The organism is Mycolicibacterium anyangense (assembly GCF_010731855.1).
GTDB lineage: Bacteria > Actinomycetota > Actinomycetes > Mycobacteriales > Mycobacteriaceae > Mycobacterium > Mycobacterium anyangense.
Genome location: NZ_AP022620.1, coordinates 343,799 through 361,225 on the forward strand (window position 1 = coordinate 343,799; position 17,427 = coordinate 361,225).

Below are 17,427 nucleotides of genomic sequence, written 5' to 3' on the forward strand. Positions count from 1 at the left end.
GCCGGCGCGTGCGGACGGGTGTATCGCGTTTGGGAATGTCAACCTGCACAGCGGGTCCTCGACATGTTCCGCGACTGGGATGGGTGCGCTCGCGGTGGCCTTCGGCTACGACAGTTCGGCCACGGCCAGTGGTCTGTTCAGCGGAGCGTGGGCGATCGGCGTCAACAGCTCTGCGACCGCCGGAGGTGGCTCGGCGGACGAGGCGATCGCGGTGGGCAATGGCTCTACTGCCACCGCCTACAACGCGACTTCACCGGCCGGCAATCTCGATTGGGCGACGGCGATCGGCGCTGATTCGACCGCCCAGGCCTACGGTGGTGACTTCAACCGGGCGACCGCCGTCGGCTACTACAACGCTGCGTCCGCCTACGGCGGCACCCACGACATCGCCACGGTCATCGAAGCCGGATGGGATGGATCGGCAACGGCGACGGGCGGCAACAACAACCGCGCCGTGAACATCCTTTCGCCTGCGGGGTATTACAGCGAGGCTGACGCCGAGAATGGCAACAACAACCTGGCTCTCCAGTTCCTCACCGGAGGTTACGAACCCTTCACGGAGGCCGACAGCGGCAACTTCAACACCGCCCTGAACTTCTTGACCGGCGGTTACTACTCGTATGCGGAGGCCAACCACGGGGACAACAATGTCGCCATCGCCGCACTGGGTGGAGGCGACGAGGCAGGCGCCGATGCTTATAACGGTAACGGCAACTGGGCCATCGAGACTGGCGACAGCGAAGCGACTGCGGCAGCCGGAAACTACAACCATGCCTTCGCGCGCGGGAACAACAACTATGCCTACGCCCAGAACGGTAACCACAATCTCGCGATCGTGGCCGGTACGGACAGCTCCGCCACGGCCAGTGGCGGCGACTACAACCGCGCCTGGGGGCACGGATTCAAGAATGTCGTGACCGCCGGCGCAACTGGTGATCAGCCGGTGTCCAGCCACAACTCGGCCGTTGCGGTCGGCAATCTGAACACCGTGACCGCCGGGCCGGGCGACAACAACCATGTCGGGGTTGTCGGTAACGCCAAGACCGTACACAACCCGTAGCAGCCACCGGAGTCCTTCCTACCCGCGATTGCGGGTGGGAAGGACTTCGTTGTCGTGTCTGGTCAGTCCGAACGGCCGGGCAGCGCGTGCTCGACGATCGGCCGGCGCGGCTGCGGGATGCGTTCTCGGCGCTTGGCCGCCAGATACACCTGAGCGGTCTGGCTGGCCACGGTGTGCCAGTCGAAATCCGAGGTGAGTCGCGCGCGAGCGGCGACGGCACGCTGTTGGGCCGCCTGCGGATCGTCGAGCACACTGCGCACCGCAGCGGCCAGCGCGGCGACATCGCGCGGCGGGCAGGACATCCCGGTCTGGCCACTGATCACTGCCTCACCCAGACCACCCGCGGTGGAAGTCACCAGCGGGATGCCGGCCGCGGCCGCCTCCAGCGCGACGATCCCGAACGGCTCGTAGTGACTGGGCAGCACCGCGACGTCGGCGCGGTGTAGCAGGTGCAGCAGCTGGTCGTGGTCGACGCGACCGACGAACTGAACAGCCTTGAGCACCTTGTGCTTTCGCGCTACCTCTATCAGCCACTCCTGCTGCGTACCATCGCCGGCCACGGTCAAGGTGGTGCCTGGGTGGGCGCGACGGATGCGCGGCAGCGCTGCGATCGCCTCGTGGACACCCTTCTCGTATTCCAGCCGCCCGAAGAACAGCAGTTCGGCCGGCCCGTCGTGACGGCGCCGGGGCGCGAACGGCCAACGACTGGAATCGATCCCGTTGCAGATGACGCTGATCTCGGCCAGGCCTGGCCCGAACAGGTCGGAGATCTCCTCCGACATGGACGCCGAGCAGGCGATCAGTGAGTCCGATTCGCGGACAAACCAGGACTCGATGGCATGCACCTGGCGGCTGATCTTGCCCGACACCCACCCCGAATGCCGGCCCGCTTCGGTGGCATGCACGGTGGAAACCATGGGTACATCGAAGAATTCGGCCAAGGCGATGGCGGGATGGGCAACCAACCAGTCATGGGCATGCACCACATCGGGTTGCCAGCCCTTGGCGTGCAGGGTCAGCCCCGCGCGGACCATCGAGTGGCCCATCGCCAGCGTCCAGGCCATCAGGTCGCGGCCGAAGTCGAATTCGTGCGGATCCTGGGCGGCGGCGATCACGCGCACACCCTCGTGGACTTCGTCGGTGGTGGGGTGCGTATACGGGTCGGTGCCGGTGGGCCGACGCGAGAGCACCACCACCTCGTGGCCGTCGGCGGCCAGCGCCGTGGCCAGGTGGTGGACGTGCCGGCCGAGGCCGCCGATCACCACCGGCGGGTACTCCCACGACACCATCAGGATCTTCATCGCGGCAGCCGCCTCGCATCCAGTGCGCCGAACAGGCCGTCGGCCCGGTTCCAGTCCTGTGCCAGCCTTTCGGCAGCGGGACGGCGGCCCCCGGCCAGCGCGTCGGCGATCTCGCGGGTGGCGTGGGCGTGCAGATGGGCGCGGTAGCGCGCGTAGTCGGCGGCCGAATCCTTGCTGACCATGAACGGCCAGTCGCTGGACACGGTCAGCAGCGTCTCCCGCAGCAGCTGGTCGGCGACGAAGTCCCGGCTCGGCGCGGTGCCGCTCTGCGCCAGCGCCTTGTCGACGGTCGTCAGTGCGGTGTCGACCACCTCGGCATTGAGCGCCACGAAATCGGCGACCTTCTCGCCGGCCCACACCTGCCAGTCCTTGCCCGAACCCCATGAGCTGGGCGGCAATTCGACCGGCGTCCCGACGAAGCCTCCTGCCAGTGCATCGCTGAGCGTGCCGACGCGCACCCCCGCTTCGGGGAGTGCCCGCATCAGCCGCTCCAACCAGATCGGCCCCTCGTACCACCAGTGCCCGAACAGTTCGGTGTCGAAGGCGGCCACCACATGTGCGGGACGTCCGATGCGCTCGGACTCGGAGATGAGGCGCTGGCGGACCACGTCCACGAAGTCCGCGACATGGGTGTCGATGGCCCGGTCGGCCCGCGCCGGATCGTAGGGAGCCTTGTTCTCCGAGGTGACGTTGCGGCCGGTCACCCGGGCGGGCTTGAGGCCGGTGACGTGATCGTAGGTGTGGAAGTCACGGTAGGCGGCGTGGCCGGGGTAGCCGGACTTCGGCGACCACACCCGGTAGCTGACCTGAAGATCGCGGCCGAAGGCGACGACATTGGACTCGCCCACGGGCCGGCCCAGCGCAGTGTCGCCGTGCAGCGAGGGCCCGTCGACCATGAAGTGCCCGACGCCGGCGGCGGCGTAGCCGTGTTCCATCCCTGGGGCATAGGCACATTCGGGTGCCCAGATGCCGGCCGGCGTGTGGGCGAATCGCGCACGGGCATCGGCCAGCCCCTCGCGTAGCGCGAACTCGCGAAGCCGGGGATTGAGCAGCGGCTGGAACGGGTGGGCCAGCGGGCCGCCAAGCAGTTCGACGGTGCCGGCCTCGATGAGCCCGCGCAGCAGCGGGCTGGCGCCGTGGCGCCACAGCGTGGTGAAGTCCTCCAGGGCCCGGCCGGCTTCGTCGTATTCGCGAATGCCGAACTGGCGCAAGGCTTCCGGCGTTGTGGCGGTGCCGTCGGCCGCTCCCGTCGGGGTGTGCAGGTTCGCTGCTTCCAGCGCCCGCAGCTGCCAGTTCGCCAGCCAGCGATGCATCCCGTCGAGGCAATACGGGTCATCGAGTTGGGCGGTGACCACCGGGGTCATACCCAGCGTCAGCAGTCCGCGACGCCCCTCGGCGGCCAACGTCCGCAGTACCCGCATCAGTGGCAGGTAGGCCGCCGCCCAGGACTGATACAGCCACTCCTCGCCGACGGGCCAGCGACCATGGTGGGCCAGCCACGGCAGGTGCGTGTGCAGGACGAGCGAGAACTGCCCGGGGACGGGCTCCGGTGCAGTCGTCACGGGCGCACCGCTATCGCCACCAGATCCAGGCTCTCGTCGATATCCCGATCGGCCTCTTGCGCCAGATCGAAGTCCTCGCACTGCACCGCGGCCACGTCGGCCAGCAGATCCGCCGGCCATGGAGCGTCGGCCACCGCACGGTCGATCTGTGCGGCGATGATCGACCCGCCGTGGCGGGCGTCCATCTCCGCCAGCCGGGGGCCGTGAAAGACCCCGTTCATCGACTGCATCCGGAAACCGCCTTCGGTGAGCAGTTCGGCCAGTTCAGCGGCATTGAGCTCGCGGGTATGGAACGGGTTGACCGGAGTGTCCAGACCGGGGGAGAAGGTGATCCGGTTCGGCGTGGACATCAACAGCAGTCCGCCGGGGCGCAGCACCCGTAAGCATTCCGTCACGAACTGTGGCTGATCCCACAAATGCTCGATGACCTGGAAGTTCACCACAACGTCAACCGAAGTGTCCGGAAGCGGCAGGGAGGCCAGGTTGGCTGCGACCACCTGCACCCGGGGGTAGCGGGCTCGCACATGGGCCACCGTGGCGGCGTCATAGTCCACCGCCACCACCCGGCGGGCCACGTCGGCGATCAAGTCGGCGCCGTAACCTTCGCCGCAACCTGCTTCGAGGACGTCTTTACCTGCACAAAGGCCACTCAGACGTCGATAGACCACCTCGTGCCGGCGGAACCAGTAGTTCTCTTCCGCCAGACCCGGGATGGTCCGCTCGCCGGTCAGCGGCAAGCCGCCGTCGCCCGGGTCCGTCACAGATGCGCTCATTGCAAGGCAGGCTAACCCGAACTCGGCGGATCGCGAACCGCTCGGGTACCGATGGGCTGCAAGAACACAAACTTCGCTCAGCTATGGTGTTCGTGCGAACCACTCAAAGTTACCGACGAGTAACATGGTGTGAGTTGCGGAAGTGACCCAAAGTCTTGCGTCCACTCTCGGCGCAGGACGCCTGCCAGGAGGACGTAGGAAGACTCATGACGAACATCGTGGTCCTGATCAAACAGGTCCCAGACACGTGGTCCGAGCGCAAGCTCTCCGACGGTGACTACACCCTTGACCGTGACGCCGCCGACGCCGTGCTGGACGAGATCAACGAGCGCGCAGTTGAAGAAGCGCTGCTCATCAAGGAGAAGGAAGGCGACGCCGCCGGCACCGTGACCGTGCTGACCGCCGGTCCCGAGCGCGCCACCGAGGCCATCCGCAAGGCGCTGTCCATGGGTGCCGACAAGGCCGTACACCTGCTCGATCCGGGCCTGCACGGCTCCGACATGGTCCAGACCGGCTGGGCCCTGGCCCGCGCGCTGGGCGCCATCGAGGGCACCGAGCTGGTCATCGCCGGAAACGAGGCCACCGACGGCACCGGCGGAGCCGTTCCGGCCATCATCGCCGAGTACCTGGGCCTGCCCCAGCTGACGCACCTGCGCAAGGTCACCGTCGAGGGCGGCAAGATCACCGGTGAGCGCGAGACTGACGAGGGTGTGTTCACCGTCGAGGCGTCGCTGCCCGCAGTGATCAGCGTCAACGAGAAGATCAACGAGCCTCGCTTCCCCTCCTTCAAGGGCATCATGGCCGCCAAGAAGAAGGAAGTGACCACCCTGACGCTGGCCGAGATCGGCGTCGAGGCCGACGAGGTCGGGCTGGCCAACGCCGGTTCGAAGGTCCTGGCCTCCACCCCGAAGCCGCCGAAGACCGCGGGCGAGAAGATCACCGACGAGGGCGAGGGCGGCAAGAAGATCGCCGAGTACCTCGTGGCGCAAAAGATCATCTAGAACAGACCACCTAACGAGAACAAGAGGCGAACAACCGCTATGGCTGAAGTACTGGTGCTCGTCGAGCACTCCGAAGGTGCGGTGAAGAAAGTCACCGCCGAGCTCATCACCGCCGCCCGCACCCTGGGCGAGCCGTCCGCTGTCGTGGTCGGTGCTCCCGGCACCGCCGCCCCGCTGGTCGACGACCTGAAGGCCGCCGGCGCGGCCAAGATCTACGTCGCCGAGTCGGCCGACGCAGAGGGCTACCTGATCACCCCGTTCGTCGACGTGCTGGAGTCGCTGGTGGAGTCGGCCTCGCCGGCCGCCGTGCTGCTGGCTGCCAACGCCGACGGCAAGGAGATCGCAGGCCGGCTGGCCGCCCGGATCGGTTCGGGTGTGCTGTCCGACGTCGTCGAGGTCAAGGAGGGTGGCAAGGCCATCCACTCGATCTTCGGTGGCGCCTTCACCGTCGAGGCTCAGGTCAACGCTGAGGTGCCGGTGATCACCGTGCGCCCGGGCGCCGTCGAGGCTGCGCCTGCCGCAGGTGCCGGCGAGCAGGTCACCGTGGAGGTCCCGGCTCCGGCCGAGAACGCCACCAAGATCACCTCGCGTCAGCCCGCCGTCGCCGGCGATCGCCCGGAGCTCACCGAGGCCAGTGTGGTGGTTTCCGGCGGCCGTGGCGTCGGCAGCGCCGAAAAGTTCACCGTCGTCGAGGAGCTCGCCGACTCGCTGGGCGGTGCCGTGGGCGCCTCCCGTGCGGCCGTCGACTCCGGCTACTACCCGGGCCAGTTCCAGGTGGGCCAGACCGGCAAGACCGTCTCGCCGCAGCTGTACATCGCGCTGGGCATCTCCGGAGCGATCCAGCACCGGGCCGGGATGCAGACGTCCAAGACGATCGTCGCGGTCAACAAGGACGAAGAGGCGCCGATCTTCGAGATCGCCGACTACGGCATCGTGGGAGACCTGTTCAACGTCACCCCGCAGCTGACCGAGGCCGTCAAGGCCCGCAAGGGCTGAGCACGCTTCACCGGAAAGCCCCGGGCACCCACCGTTAGCGGCGGGTCCCGGGGCTTTCTGTTTCTATTCGTCATCCAGAGTGCACGAACACGTCACGCACACGTTGGCCTCCCGCTGAACGCAACGGCGACCGTGCAGGCATGAGCACTGCCTCTGTACTCATAGCCCCCGATCACGCCGAATCCGCCGCCCTGAGCGGCCCCCGCTACACGCTGCTGCTGACCAATGCCCCCGCACTCGTCGAGGAGGCCCAGCGACTGCGCCACCTAGTGTTCAGCACCGAGCCGGGATTCGCCCTGCCGGCCGGCGGGGACGGGGTGGCCGCCGATCTGGACGCCGACCGCTTCGATGAATTCTGCGATCACCTGCTGGTCCGTGAGGACATCAGCGGCGAGATCGTCGGCTGCTACCGCATGCTGCCGCCGCCCGGCGCCATTGCCGCCGGAAGTCTTTACACGGCAACCGAATTCGACGTTTCCGCACTGGACGTACTACGACCCTCGCTGGTGGAGATGGGGCGTGCGGTGGTGCGCGGTGATCACCGCAACGGTGCAGTGGTGCTGCTGATGTGGGGCGGCATCCTGGCCTACCTCGACCGCAGCGGCTACGACTACGTCACCGGGTGCGTCTCGGTGCCCACCCACGGCGACGGGGAACCCGGCAGCCACCTGCGCGGGGTGCGTGACTTCGTCCTGCGCCGCCACGCGGCCGCCCCGGAACTCACGGTCCGGCCCTACCGGCCGGTGGTGATCGACGGCCGCTCCCTCGACGACATCGACCCACCGAGCCGGCCCACCATCCCGCCGCTCATGCGCGGCTACCTGCGGCTGGGCGCCAAAGTCTGCGGCGAACCCGCTCATGACCCGGACTTCGGCGTCGGCGACTTCCCGGCCCTGCTGGACAAACGTCAGGCCGACACCCGCTACCTGACCCGGCTGCGTTCGGTATCGGCGGCCGCCGAGTTGGGGATGGCCTGATGAGCACCGTCGAACATGCCTGGCTGCCCAGGGCCAGCTGCGATGACAGCTGCGTGCGGGCCGGCAGCGGGACGCCGGGTGATCCGGTCCTGGCCACCCTGCGGCTGATCAGGCGTGTCGCCGCCGCGCTGTTGATGCTGCCCGCGTTGCCGCTGCTGGCGGTGCCGCTGCCGGGCCGCTCCCGGGTGCAGCGGCTGTACTGCCGGCTGTTCCTGCGCAGCTTGGGCGTGCGAATTACGTTGTCCGGCGGTCCCATTCGGAACCTGCGTGGAGTTCTAGTGGTGAGCGGTCACGTGTCGTGGGTGGACATCTTCGTGATCGGCTCGGTGCTGCCCGGCGCCTTCGTGGCCCGCGCGGACCTGATCGACTGGCCCGCGGTGGGGCTGGCCGCGCGCATCATGAAGATCATCCCGATCGACCGCGCCAGCCTGCGCCGGCTGCCGCACGTGGTGGCGGTAGTGGCCGAACGGCTGCGGCGCGGTCAGACCGTCGTGGCCTTCCCGGAAGGGACCACCTGGTGTGGGCTGGCCTACGGGCCATTCCGTCCGGCGATGTTCCAAGCCGCGGTCGACTCCGGTCGCCCGGTGCAGCCGCTGCGGCTGACCTACCACCACCGCGACGGTCGGCCCTCGACCCTGCCGGCGTTCATCGGCGACGACACGCTGTGGCAGTCGCTGAGCCGCACCGCCCGGACCAAGCTCACCGTGGTCGACGTGGACGTCGCCTCACTGGAGCTGCCCGGCACCTGCCGGCGGGAGCTGGCGGCGCGCTGCGAGGTGGCCGTGCGGGGCCGGATCACACCCCACTTCGAGCACACCCACGCGCTGGTTGGTTAGCGCCTGAGCTTCGTCGCGGACAGGTGGGCGCTGGCCTGCGGGTATCCTGGACAGGCCATGAGCCTGACCGCTCCGGTCTACCTCGACCACGCCGCCACCACCCCGATGCATCCCGCTGCCATCGAGGCGATGACCGCTGCCCTGGCCACCGTGGGCAACGCCTCCTCGTTGCACACCTCGGGACGAGACGCCCGGCGCCGGATGGAGGAGTCTCGGGAGAGCCTTGCGGCGCTGCTCGGCGCCCGTCCCTCGGAGATCATCTTCACCGCCGGCGGTACCGAGAGCGACAACCTCGCCGTCAAGGGCCTCTACTGGGCTCGTCGTGACGCCGACCCGCAGCGCACCCGCATCGTGACCACCGCGGTCGAACACCACGCGGTGCTCGACGCGGTCATCTGGCTGGCCGAGCACGAGGGCGCCGAGGTCACCTACCTGCCCACCGAAGCCGACGGTTCGGTGACACCGGCCGCGTTGCGTGAGGTGCTCGCCGAGCACGGGCCCCAGGTGGCCCTGGTCTCGATCATGTGGGCCAACAACGAGGTCGGCACCATCATGCCGATCAGCGAACTGGCCGCCGTGGCGGCCGAGTTCGAAGTCCCGATGCACTGCGATGCCGTGCAGGCCGTCGGGCAGATCCCGGTGCACTTCGGTGCAGCCGGGCTGTCGGCCATGAGCATCACCGCCCACAAGTTCGGCGGCCCCACCGGAGTGGGGGCGCTTTTCCTGCGCCGCGACGCCGCCTGTGTGCCGCTGCTGCACGGTGGCGGCCAGGAACGCGACGTCCGTTCGGGCACACCCGATGTCGCGGGCGTGGTGGCGATGGCGGCCGCCGCCCGGATCGCCGTCGAGTCATTGGACGTCACCGCCGCGCGGCTGCGTGCCCTGCAGCAGCGACTGATCAACGGTGTGCTCGACACGATCGACGACACCCAGGTCAACGGTGCGCTGGGTGAGCGCCGGCTGCCCGGCAACACGCACTTCACGTTCCGCGGCTGCGAGGGTGATTCGTTGTTGATGTTGTTGGACGCCAACGGGATCGAATGTTCCACCGGTTCGGCGTGCACCGCCGGGGTGGCTCAGCCCTCGCACGTGCTGCTGGCGATGGGCGCCGATGCCGATGTCTCCCGTGGGTCGCTGCGGTTGTCGTTGGGGCACACCAGCACCGAGGCCGACGTCGACGCGGCGCTGCGGGTGCTGCCCGGCGCCGTCGAGCGGGCCCGGCAGGCCGCGCTGGCCAGTTCGACGCTGGGCGGTCTGCGATGAGGGTGCTGGCCGCGATGAGCGGCGGGGTGGATTCGTCGGTCGCCGCCGCACGCATGGTCGACGCCGGCCACGAGGTGGTCGGTGTGCACCTCGCGCTGTCCAGCGCGCCTGGTGCACTGCGGACCGGCTCGCGCGGCTGCTGTTCGCGCGAGGACGCCGGTGACGCCCGTCGGGTGGCCGATGTCCTCGGAATACCTTTCTATGTCTGGGATTTCGCCGACCAGTTCAAGCAGGATGTGATCGACGATTTCGTCGAGTCCTATGCCCGCGGTGAAACACCGAACCCGTGCGTGCGGTGCAACGAGAAGATCAAGTTCTCTGCGCTGGCGGCCAGGGCCCTGGCGCTGGGCTTCGATGCGGTGGCCACCGGCCATTACGCGCGGCTCGAACACGGCCGGTTGCGTCGCGCCGTGGACGCCGACAAGGACCAGTCCTATGTGTTGGCCGTGCTGACCGCCACCCAACTGCGCCACGCCTTGTTCCCGATCGGTGACACCCCCAAGCCGCAGATCCGTGACGAGGCCGCCGAGCGCGGCCTGCCGGTGGCCCGCAAGGCCGATAGCCACGACATCTGCTTCATCCCGTCCGGGGACACCCGCGCCTTCCTGGGTGCCCGCATCGGCGTGCGCCGCGGGGCCGTGGTGGATGCCGGCGGCACCGTGCTCGCCGAGCACGATGGCGTGCACGGCTTCACCATCGGTCAGCGCAAGGGTCTCGGTATCGCCGGTCCCGGTCCGGACGGCGCACCGCGCTATGTCACCGAGATCGACGCCGACACCCAGACCGTGCGGGTCGGCGCGGCCGCCGATCTGCAAACCTGGGCCCTGACCGGCAAGCAGCCGGTGTTCACCTCCGGTGTGGCACCGCAGGGTCCGGTGGAGTGCGAGGTGCAGGTGCGCGCCCACGGCGGCATCGTGCCCGCGGTGGCCGAACTGGTCGGGGAGGATGTGCAGGTGAGGCTGCGGGCTCCGTTGAACGGGGTGGCTGCTGGCCAGACGCTGGTGCTCTACCGGCCCGATCCGGCCGGCGACGAGGTCATCGGCAGCGCCACGATCGTCAACCGATCGCAATCCTGCTGACGACGGTGCCCGCCGTCGGTCCCCCCGGGCCCCGGGTGCCAACCCTGCGTCGGGTGTCCAATACGGTTGCCCGATGAATGTTTTCGCGGCGGCCACCGGCATCGGTTCCTGGCCCGGTTCGGCGCCGCGGGAAGCCGCCCAGATCGTGGTCGGTGAGCTGCATAGGCTGCCCCACCTGGTCGAGCTGCCCGCCCGCGGCGTGGGTGCGGACACCATCGGGCGGGCCGGTGCCCTGCTCATCGACATCGCCATCGACACCGTGCCGCGTGGATACCGCATCACCGCCCGGCCCGGTGCGGTGGTGCGCCGGGCGACCAGCCTGCTCGACGAGGACATCGACGCGCTGGAGGAGGCCTGGGAGAAGGCCGGTGGGACAGGCTCGGGACGGCCGGTCAAGGTGCAGGCGCCGGGACCGATCACCCTAGCGGCCGGGCTGGAGTTGCCCAATGGGCACCGCGCGATCACGGACGCCGGTGCCGTCCGTGACCTGACGTCCTCCTTGGCCGAAGGCGTAGGTCGACATCGGGCCGAGCTGGCGCGACGGCTAGGTACGACCGTCGTGGTGCAGTTCGACGAGCCCATGCTGTCCTCCGCGCTGGCCGGACAGTTGACCGGGGTGACTGTGATGAACCCGGTGCATGCGGTCGATGAAGCGGTGGCTATCAGCCTGCTCGACGAGTGTGTTGTCGCTGCGGGTACGGATGTGGTGTTGCACAGCTGCGCAGCAGTGCCGTGGAAAGTGCTGCAGCGAAGCATGATCCATGCCATCTCGGTGGATGCGAGTACGTTTGCGGAGACCGATCTGGATGGGCTCGGCGAGTTCCTGGACTCGGGCCGGGCGGTGGTGTTCGGCGTGGTACCGACGAGCACCCCGGCGAGCTGGCCGTCGGCCGAGGAGGTGGCTGAGACCGCGATTCGAATCATTGATCGAGTCGGCTTCTCCCGCAGTTCGGTACGCGATCGAGTGGGCATCAGCCCCACCTGCGGGTTAGCCGGCGCGACCTCCTCATGGGCGCGTGCCGCAGTCAGCTTGTGTCAGCGTGGTGCCGATTTCGTCGCAGGGGCGTCCTGAGCGGACCACCGGAGTCGAAGGTGCCGGTCTTCGCGGCGCCTCGGACCAGTGGCTGATGAACGGCATCCCGTTGCTCTCAAGGGCTGCCCACGATGCTCTTCAGACGTAGTGTGGCGATGTCCTCATCTGACAAGCCGACTTCCCGGAGCACCGCGTCGGTGTGTTGGCCGATCGTGCATCCGCCATCGGCTTTGGTCGCGGACCTGGAAAACCGAGCCAACGGTGCAAGTCGGCGGTGATGACCGAAAATGGGACTGTCGGCCTCGACAGCGTAGCCGGCGTCGAAGTACGTATCGCTCTGCAGTAGCCGCTCCGGAATCGACTGAGCCACTTCGACGCAGCCGACGTCTTGTCCGGTCAGTTCCCGCTCCCATTCCAGTTTCGGCTTGGTGGCGAAGATGGCGGCTAGCAACTCGGCCAGATCCGCATCGTGTTGACCTCGCAATTCCGCGGTCGCGAAACGTTCATCACCGCCGATGTCCGCATACTGTGACAGCGCCTTCGCCAGGACGGGCCACTCTTCCGGTTGCGGAGCGGCGAGGAAGACCCAACCGTCGGAGGCCGGGTATGCACGGTAGAGCGCGTTGAGTCCGGTGAAGTCGTCGTTGACGACAGCTTCGGTTGGGGCGCCGGGGTATGTCGTGTTCAGATTGATCAGAGCTTGTTGGCTGCTGCCGAGCATCGTCGCCGCCATGTTCGGGATGGTGATACCCCGTTTCTGCGCATAGATTCCGACGAGCAGAGCGGATGCCACTCCCAAGGCGGCGATACCGTCGGCCTGCACCGTCGAGACGGCACCAGCTGCGAAAAGGGTTGCGGCCCGGCGGTGTATGTCCTCGATATCCCTGGGTGGCGCGGCCGCACCCCTGCTGTCGACCTGCGCCAAGCCGGATGCCGCGCCGATTGATGGTGCATATGCCGCTCGGTGCGCGAACGGGCCTTCTGTCCCATAGCCCGGCGCGTGGAGCACAACGATGTCGGGTTTGATCTTCCGAAGACTGTCTTCGTCGATCTTCGCGCGTTCGGCGGCACCGCCCCGGAAACACAGCAGCGCGACATCACTCATGGCAACCAGCTTGTAGACAACTTCGAGGCCCTCGGGCTGGGTAAAGTCGATCGCGACGCTTTCTTTGCCTTGCAGGACTTTAGCCCCGCCGGCCTCGGGAAAGGCAAGCAGTTGGCGAATGTGATCACCCTCCAGTGGCTCAACCTTGATCACCCGTGCACCCAGATCGGTCAAGATCGTGGCCCCGTACGGTCCGGCGAACATCGTTCCGAACTCAAGGATGGTGATGCCAGCGAGTGGGAGCCCAACGGTGGGTGTGCCTGTCGTGTTGCACTCGCGCCGCTTGGGCAGTGGGGTGTCAGAATGTTCGCCGATGCCCGGGGCGCGACCTGGCTGCCTGAGAGGTTTCGTTCCAGAATGAATGAGCGTTGAAACTTGGCGAACGGGGCCGATTTTCGGGTCATCGACGGTTACGACCCGATTCTCGTAGACCGTCTGAGGGTGGTCGAGGGACTCGGCGGGGCTACGAAACAACTCACCGCCGAGATCACGATTGTTGTCGAAGGCTTGCTGCCACTCATCGAGACTGCGGCGGCCGACTCTCTCGATCATGATGTCCCACCACTGCGTGCGAAGCTCGGCAGTCGGAAGCATCGGAAATCCCTGCCATTTGGGATTCGCAAGTTCTTCGAGAAGGTCGAGCTCCGTGAGCCACGCTTGCATGAGGCGCGGGGAGACTTGGGCGAATTGCAGCCACTTGTTGTCTGAGGTCGGGGCAGTCAGCAGTGCGTACAGCAGGTAGATCTGTGGACGTCCTTCATCGTCGAAGACAGTGTCCATTGGCAAATACGCGTCAGGATAGCGTTCAACGACTGTTTCATAGAACCAGTTGTACGGGTCCATGGCACCTATGCCGGTCACCAGATTGGATTCCACCACCTGTCCGACGCCGCTGTTCTCACGTTCGATCAATGCAGCCAGGATCGCCTGGACTGCAGCTTGCTGGGCGCCCCACGCCGAATAGGGCGCGCTGCAGAATGCCGGCCGCGGCGGTGACAGCAGACCTTGCTTGGATCGCATTACTCCGATCTTCGCGTCGACGAGGGCAGACCAGCCCTTGTAGTCGCGAAAGGGCCCCGTGGATCCCCAGCCGGTGATCGAGGCTGCCACGAGTTGCGGGCAGCGTCGGGTGATCTGATCGGAAGTCAGTCCGAGTCGCTCCGCCGCGGCAGGGCGCATCGTTGTGACCAGAACATCGGCAGATTCCAACAGGCTCCACAAGCGTTCTTGCCCAACATCATTCCGGATGTCCAGAGTTATGCTGCGTTTGTTCCGTAGAAGCGCCGGCCATCCTCGCAGTTGGCGCAGCGGACTTCCGTCCGGCGGCTCGACAAAGATGACCTCTGCGCCACAATCGGCGAGGAACTGACTTGCCTGAGCCCCGGCCAGCGTTGTCGAAAGATCAATGACGACGACCCCGTCAAGTGGTGGAAGGGCTTCAGCGCCGGGCATCCGTTGCTCCTGTACGTAGTCTTGGCCGGGGCGATCTGTGCCACAGCTTGGGTTGATGTGTGATGAGTGTCGCACTGGGGCGGTCCAGTGTCAATGAAAAATCTTGCCGGTATGAGCAACAGATGCGTTGCAACACAGGCGATTTCGAGACGTAGTCCGGGTCTGGCCCAAGTGCTGACGTGTCAGGATGTCAACACCCGACTGGTTGCTGTCCACCGGAGATGGGGCCGTGTGACGAAGACTCGTCGACCGAAGAATGCCCCTGAGGTCGGGTCGAGCTAATGATGTCGGTTGATCGACAGTCTATTTCAGATTCAGACGTGATCGTTCGGCAGTGCGTGAGAAGGATTCAATAGAGGTCAATCAGAGGCGAACTCCTGCGGTAGATGTTCTACTTCCATGAAAATATTTGTCGCGCAGCGCCTTTGACTTCTTGCTTGCTGCTCAGAACTGGTCACTTGTCGTCCAGCAGGGCAATCAACGCCGAAGCGTCGGCGACGCTCCGGAGGAGATCATTGAGATGCGTACAGGTCGATATGCCCGAAAGCTCATGTCGGACTCTGGTATGCAAATCATCCAGTCGCATACCGACGATGCGGGCAGCGCTCGCCACGGCGCCGGGGCACTCCTGCCAGGGCAAGACACGTGGTGTTGCTCGGGATGACAGGACTACACCCGTCAGGCGGTCTACATGTGCTTCGAGTGTGTATTCGTGAATGACCGTCTCTAGATTGTCCGACCTGACGTAGGTGTCACGAAACATGCTGTCTATAGTCACCTCTCGGCCGCCGCTATCAAGTGTCACGTCTACTCTGCGGCGCCTGCGCATTCCGTGCAGAGGTAGTGCATCCATCGGATGCCAACCGATCGGGTCGATGCCGGTAAGGTCGGGCGCCGGCGGCCCGGTGACCACAGCTGCGTCCCCGGCTTCGAACGACGACATCAGGAGCCCGCCGGTCAGGAAGCCTGCGCACTGGTCGGCCACGGGCAGGTAGCCGGATTGCGTTGGGTGATCTTTGATACGCGCGGCCGAGATGGCGTGTCCAGAGATCAGGATTGCGACCGGGACGTCATCGAGCAAGGTGTAGCGCAGATCCCGGTGCCGACGCAGCTCCGGAGCTGCCCGGTCGGCGGCGGCCCTGAAGCCACTCATGGCTGGTACGCCGACCAGGCGTAGCTCTGGAACGTCGGGGGAGACCTCGAGTTGTGTCACCACCCGTGCGGCAGTGTCGATCGTCGCCTCGAGGCTCGCGGTGGTTCGTTCGGTCGCGGAACCGTCGAGTCTTGTTTCGAGGTCCCGTGCGCGGCCGTGTAGGTAGAGCGGATCGAGTGAACCAGGGGCGCGAACCATGTCGATGGAACTGGTCCGCCGCAATGATCCCGGCTCCCGTGCCGGCGTCGAGCTGGTGGGGTCGTGGAGACCATGGAGTGGGTGGAGGTCGAAGGCGGGTATGCCTAGTCGGACGTCACTCATGAGGAGTACTCATGCGATGGCTACTCCTTTGATGCGCAAGAATTCGTCGAGACCCTCGCGGCCGCCCTCCTTGCCCATTCCGCTGATACCGATTCCGCCGAATGGCCGGTTCACCGCGAGGTTCGCCGCCCCGTTGATCAGAACCTCGCCAGTGTTGAGTGCCTCGGACACACGATGGGCTCGTTTGAGGTCGTTGGTGAAGATATAGCCCGAGAGGCCGTATTCGGTGTTGTTGGCGATCGCCACAGCCTCTTGCTCGGTGTCGAACGGAATGATCGACAACACCGGACCGAACACTTCTTGTTGGGCAAGTTCGCAGAGGGGATCGACGTCGGCGAACACGGTGGGCTCGAGAAAGTACCCGTTGGCGAGCTCGCCTCCGAGCCGTTTACCGCCAGCCACCAGTCGTGCGCCGTCTCGCTGCGCCCGTTCAATGATCCCGGTAATACGTTGCAATGCTGCGTAATTCACAACTGGGCCGGATAAGGTATCGGCTTGGAGGGGATCTCCGACCTTGACCATCTTGGCCAAGTCGGCCACTCGGGACACTACTTCGTCATAGACCTCGCGCGCGACGATCATCCTGGTGGGCATTGCGCATCCCTGGCCGCTCATGACTCCGACCGACATGATCGTGCCGAGGCCACATGCCAGATCCAGATCTGCGTCGGCGAAGACGATGTTGGCCGACTTGCCGCCCAACTCCATCACCGCCGGTTTGATGTGCTCGGCACACAACGCGAGAATCTTGCGCGCGGTGGCAGGGCCGCCGGTGAACGTCACCTTCTTGACCAGCGGATGCGCGACAAGTGCTGCGCCGGCCTCGGCCGATCCGGGAACGACATTGATGACGCCGTCGGGTATGCCTGCCTCGGTGGCCAGTTGGGCATACAGATCGGCGCTGAATGGGGTGAGTTCCGAGGGCTTGATCACCACGGTGTTGCCGGCCGCGAGGGCTGCAGGAACTTTCATCGCCAAGGAGAACAGCGGCCCGTTCCACGTGATGATCACACCGATCACACCATACGGTTGCTTGAGGGTGTAGCTGAAGTCGCCGTGCGTGCGTAGCGAAGAGGTGACGTCGCCGTTGATCTTGTCGGCCCAGCCCGCGTAGTAGCGTGTCCACTCGACCGACATACCGACGAATCCATCGCCCAAGCCGATCGGCGTGCCGTTGTCGAGGGCGGCGAGCTGCTTGAAGTCTTCGCCGTGCTCGTCGATCAGGTCGGCGAAGCGCATGAGGATACCCCGGCGTTCTGCCGGGCTGGTGCTACGCCAGCTCTCGAATGCGCGGTGAGCAGCCTGTACCGCTTCATCGACCTCCTCGGGGCCGGCCAGCGGAATCTCGGCATCGGTAGTACCTGTGCACGGGTTGATATGTGCGAACCAGCCACCTGAGGCGGACGTTCGCTTCTCACCCCCAATTCTTAGCGTCACTTGTCGGTGCTCAGTGTCGAGCGTCGGGTGCGTCATAGTGGTCCTCACGATCCTGTCAGGTAATGCGCCGCTGGTGCG

At 66.3% G+C, this 17,427-nt stretch carries 14 protein-coding genes; 8 read left to right on the forward strand and 6 right to left on the reverse strand.

The features are described from left to right. The first annotated feature begins 79 nt into the window (after positions 1–79). Positions 80–1,060 (forward strand): hypothetical protein, encoded by a 981-nt coding sequence (locus G6N35_RS01595; protein ID WP_163802650.1) that lies wholly within the window; start codon positions 80–82, stop codon positions 1,058–1,060. Between the two features lie 62 nt (positions 1,061–1,122). Here G6N35_RS01595 and G6N35_RS01600 read toward each other — a convergent pair whose 3' ends face one another. Genes G6N35_RS01600 through G6N35_RS01610 form a run of 3 tightly spaced genes read right to left on the reverse strand, consistent with a single transcriptional unit; the run spans position 1,123 to position 4,696 of the window. After that, positions 1,123–2,361: a glycosyltransferase family 4 protein gene (locus tag G6N35_RS01600; protein WP_163802652.1), complete on the reverse strand. Its 1,239-nt coding sequence runs from the start codon at positions 2,359–2,361 to the stop codon at positions 1,123–1,125. Further along, complete coding sequence (locus G6N35_RS01605) at positions 2,358–3,923, reverse strand: 1,4-alpha-glucan branching protein domain-containing protein (protein WP_163802654.1); 1,566 nt, start codon at positions 3,921–3,923, stop codon at positions 2,358–2,360. The genes G6N35_RS01600 and G6N35_RS01605 overlap by 4 nt, the downstream gene beginning before the upstream one ends. Beyond that, complete coding sequence (locus G6N35_RS01610) at positions 3,920–4,696, reverse strand: class I SAM-dependent methyltransferase (RefSeq protein WP_163802656.1); 777 nt, start codon at positions 4,694–4,696, stop codon at positions 3,920–3,922. The genes G6N35_RS01605 and G6N35_RS01610 overlap by 4 nt, the downstream gene beginning before the upstream one ends. A 206-nt stretch (positions 4,697–4,902) precedes the next feature. Between G6N35_RS01610 and G6N35_RS01615 the strand changes: the two genes are divergently transcribed. The 7 genes from G6N35_RS01615 to G6N35_RS01645 all read left to right on the forward strand — a co-directional run bounded on the left by G6N35_RS01615 (position 4,903) and on the right by G6N35_RS01645 (position 11,920). Beyond that, entirely contained in the window at positions 4,903–5,697 is a 795-nt protein-coding gene (locus G6N35_RS01615; RefSeq protein WP_163802658.1) for an electron transfer flavoprotein subunit beta/FixA family protein, read from the forward strand. Positions 5,698–5,736: 39 nt separating this feature from the next. Beyond that, a complete protein-coding gene (locus G6N35_RS01620) occupies positions 5,737–6,693 on the forward strand; it encodes an electron transfer flavoprotein subunit alpha/FixB family protein (RefSeq protein ID WP_163802660.1) in 957 nt (318 codons plus the stop codon). Between the two features lie 140 nt (positions 6,694–6,833). After that, positions 6,834–7,670, forward strand: a complete 837-nt coding sequence (locus G6N35_RS01625; protein WP_163802662.1) for a GNAT family N-acetyltransferase — start codon at positions 6,834–6,836, stop codon at positions 7,668–7,670. Beyond that, positions 7,670–8,506 (forward strand): lysophospholipid acyltransferase family protein, encoded by an 837-nt coding sequence (locus tag G6N35_RS01630; RefSeq protein WP_163802664.1) that lies wholly within the window; start codon positions 7,670–7,672, stop codon positions 8,504–8,506. Before G6N35_RS01625 ends, G6N35_RS01630 begins: the two co-directional genes overlap by 1 nt. Positions 8,507–8,563: 57 nt before the next feature. After that, on the forward strand, positions 8,564–9,769 hold the full coding sequence (locus tag G6N35_RS01635; protein WP_163802666.1) for a cysteine desulfurase family protein: 1,206 nt from the start codon (positions 8,564–8,566) through the stop codon (positions 9,767–9,769). Further along, positions 9,766–10,848 carry a tRNA 2-thiouridine(34) synthase MnmA gene (gene mnmA, locus G6N35_RS01640; RefSeq protein ID WP_163802669.1) on the forward strand — a complete coding sequence of 361 codons (1,083 nt, stop codon included), beginning with the start codon at positions 9,766–9,768 and terminating at the stop codon, positions 10,846–10,848. The genes G6N35_RS01635 and mnmA overlap by 4 nt, the downstream gene beginning before the upstream one ends. Positions 10,849–10,921: 73 nt before the next feature. Next, positions 10,922–11,920: a uroporphyrinogen decarboxylase/cobalamine-independent methonine synthase family protein gene (locus G6N35_RS01645; RefSeq protein WP_163802671.1), complete on the forward strand. Its 999-nt coding sequence runs from the start codon at positions 10,922–10,924 to the stop codon at positions 11,918–11,920. Between the two features lie 76 nt (positions 11,921–11,996). Here the strand turns inward: G6N35_RS01645 and G6N35_RS01650 are convergent, their stop codons facing one another. The 3 genes from G6N35_RS01650 to G6N35_RS01660 form a co-directional block, all read right to left on the reverse strand. After that, positions 11,997–14,438 (reverse strand): CaiB/BaiF CoA-transferase family protein, encoded by a 2,442-nt coding sequence (locus tag G6N35_RS01650; RefSeq protein WP_163802672.1) that lies wholly within the window; start codon positions 14,436–14,438, stop codon positions 11,997–11,999. 454 nt (positions 14,439–14,892) lie between these two features. After that, positions 14,893–15,912, reverse strand: a complete 1,020-nt coding sequence (locus G6N35_RS01655; RefSeq protein WP_179967300.1) for a DUF2889 domain-containing protein — start codon at positions 15,910–15,912, stop codon at positions 14,893–14,895. A 9-nt stretch (positions 15,913–15,921) separates the two neighbouring features. Beyond that, positions 15,922–17,385 carry an aldehyde dehydrogenase family protein gene (locus G6N35_RS01660; RefSeq protein ID WP_163802673.1) on the reverse strand — a complete coding sequence of 488 codons (1,464 nt, stop codon included), beginning with the start codon at positions 17,383–17,385 and terminating at the stop codon, positions 15,922–15,924. Positions 17,386–17,427 lie beyond the last annotated feature (42 nt).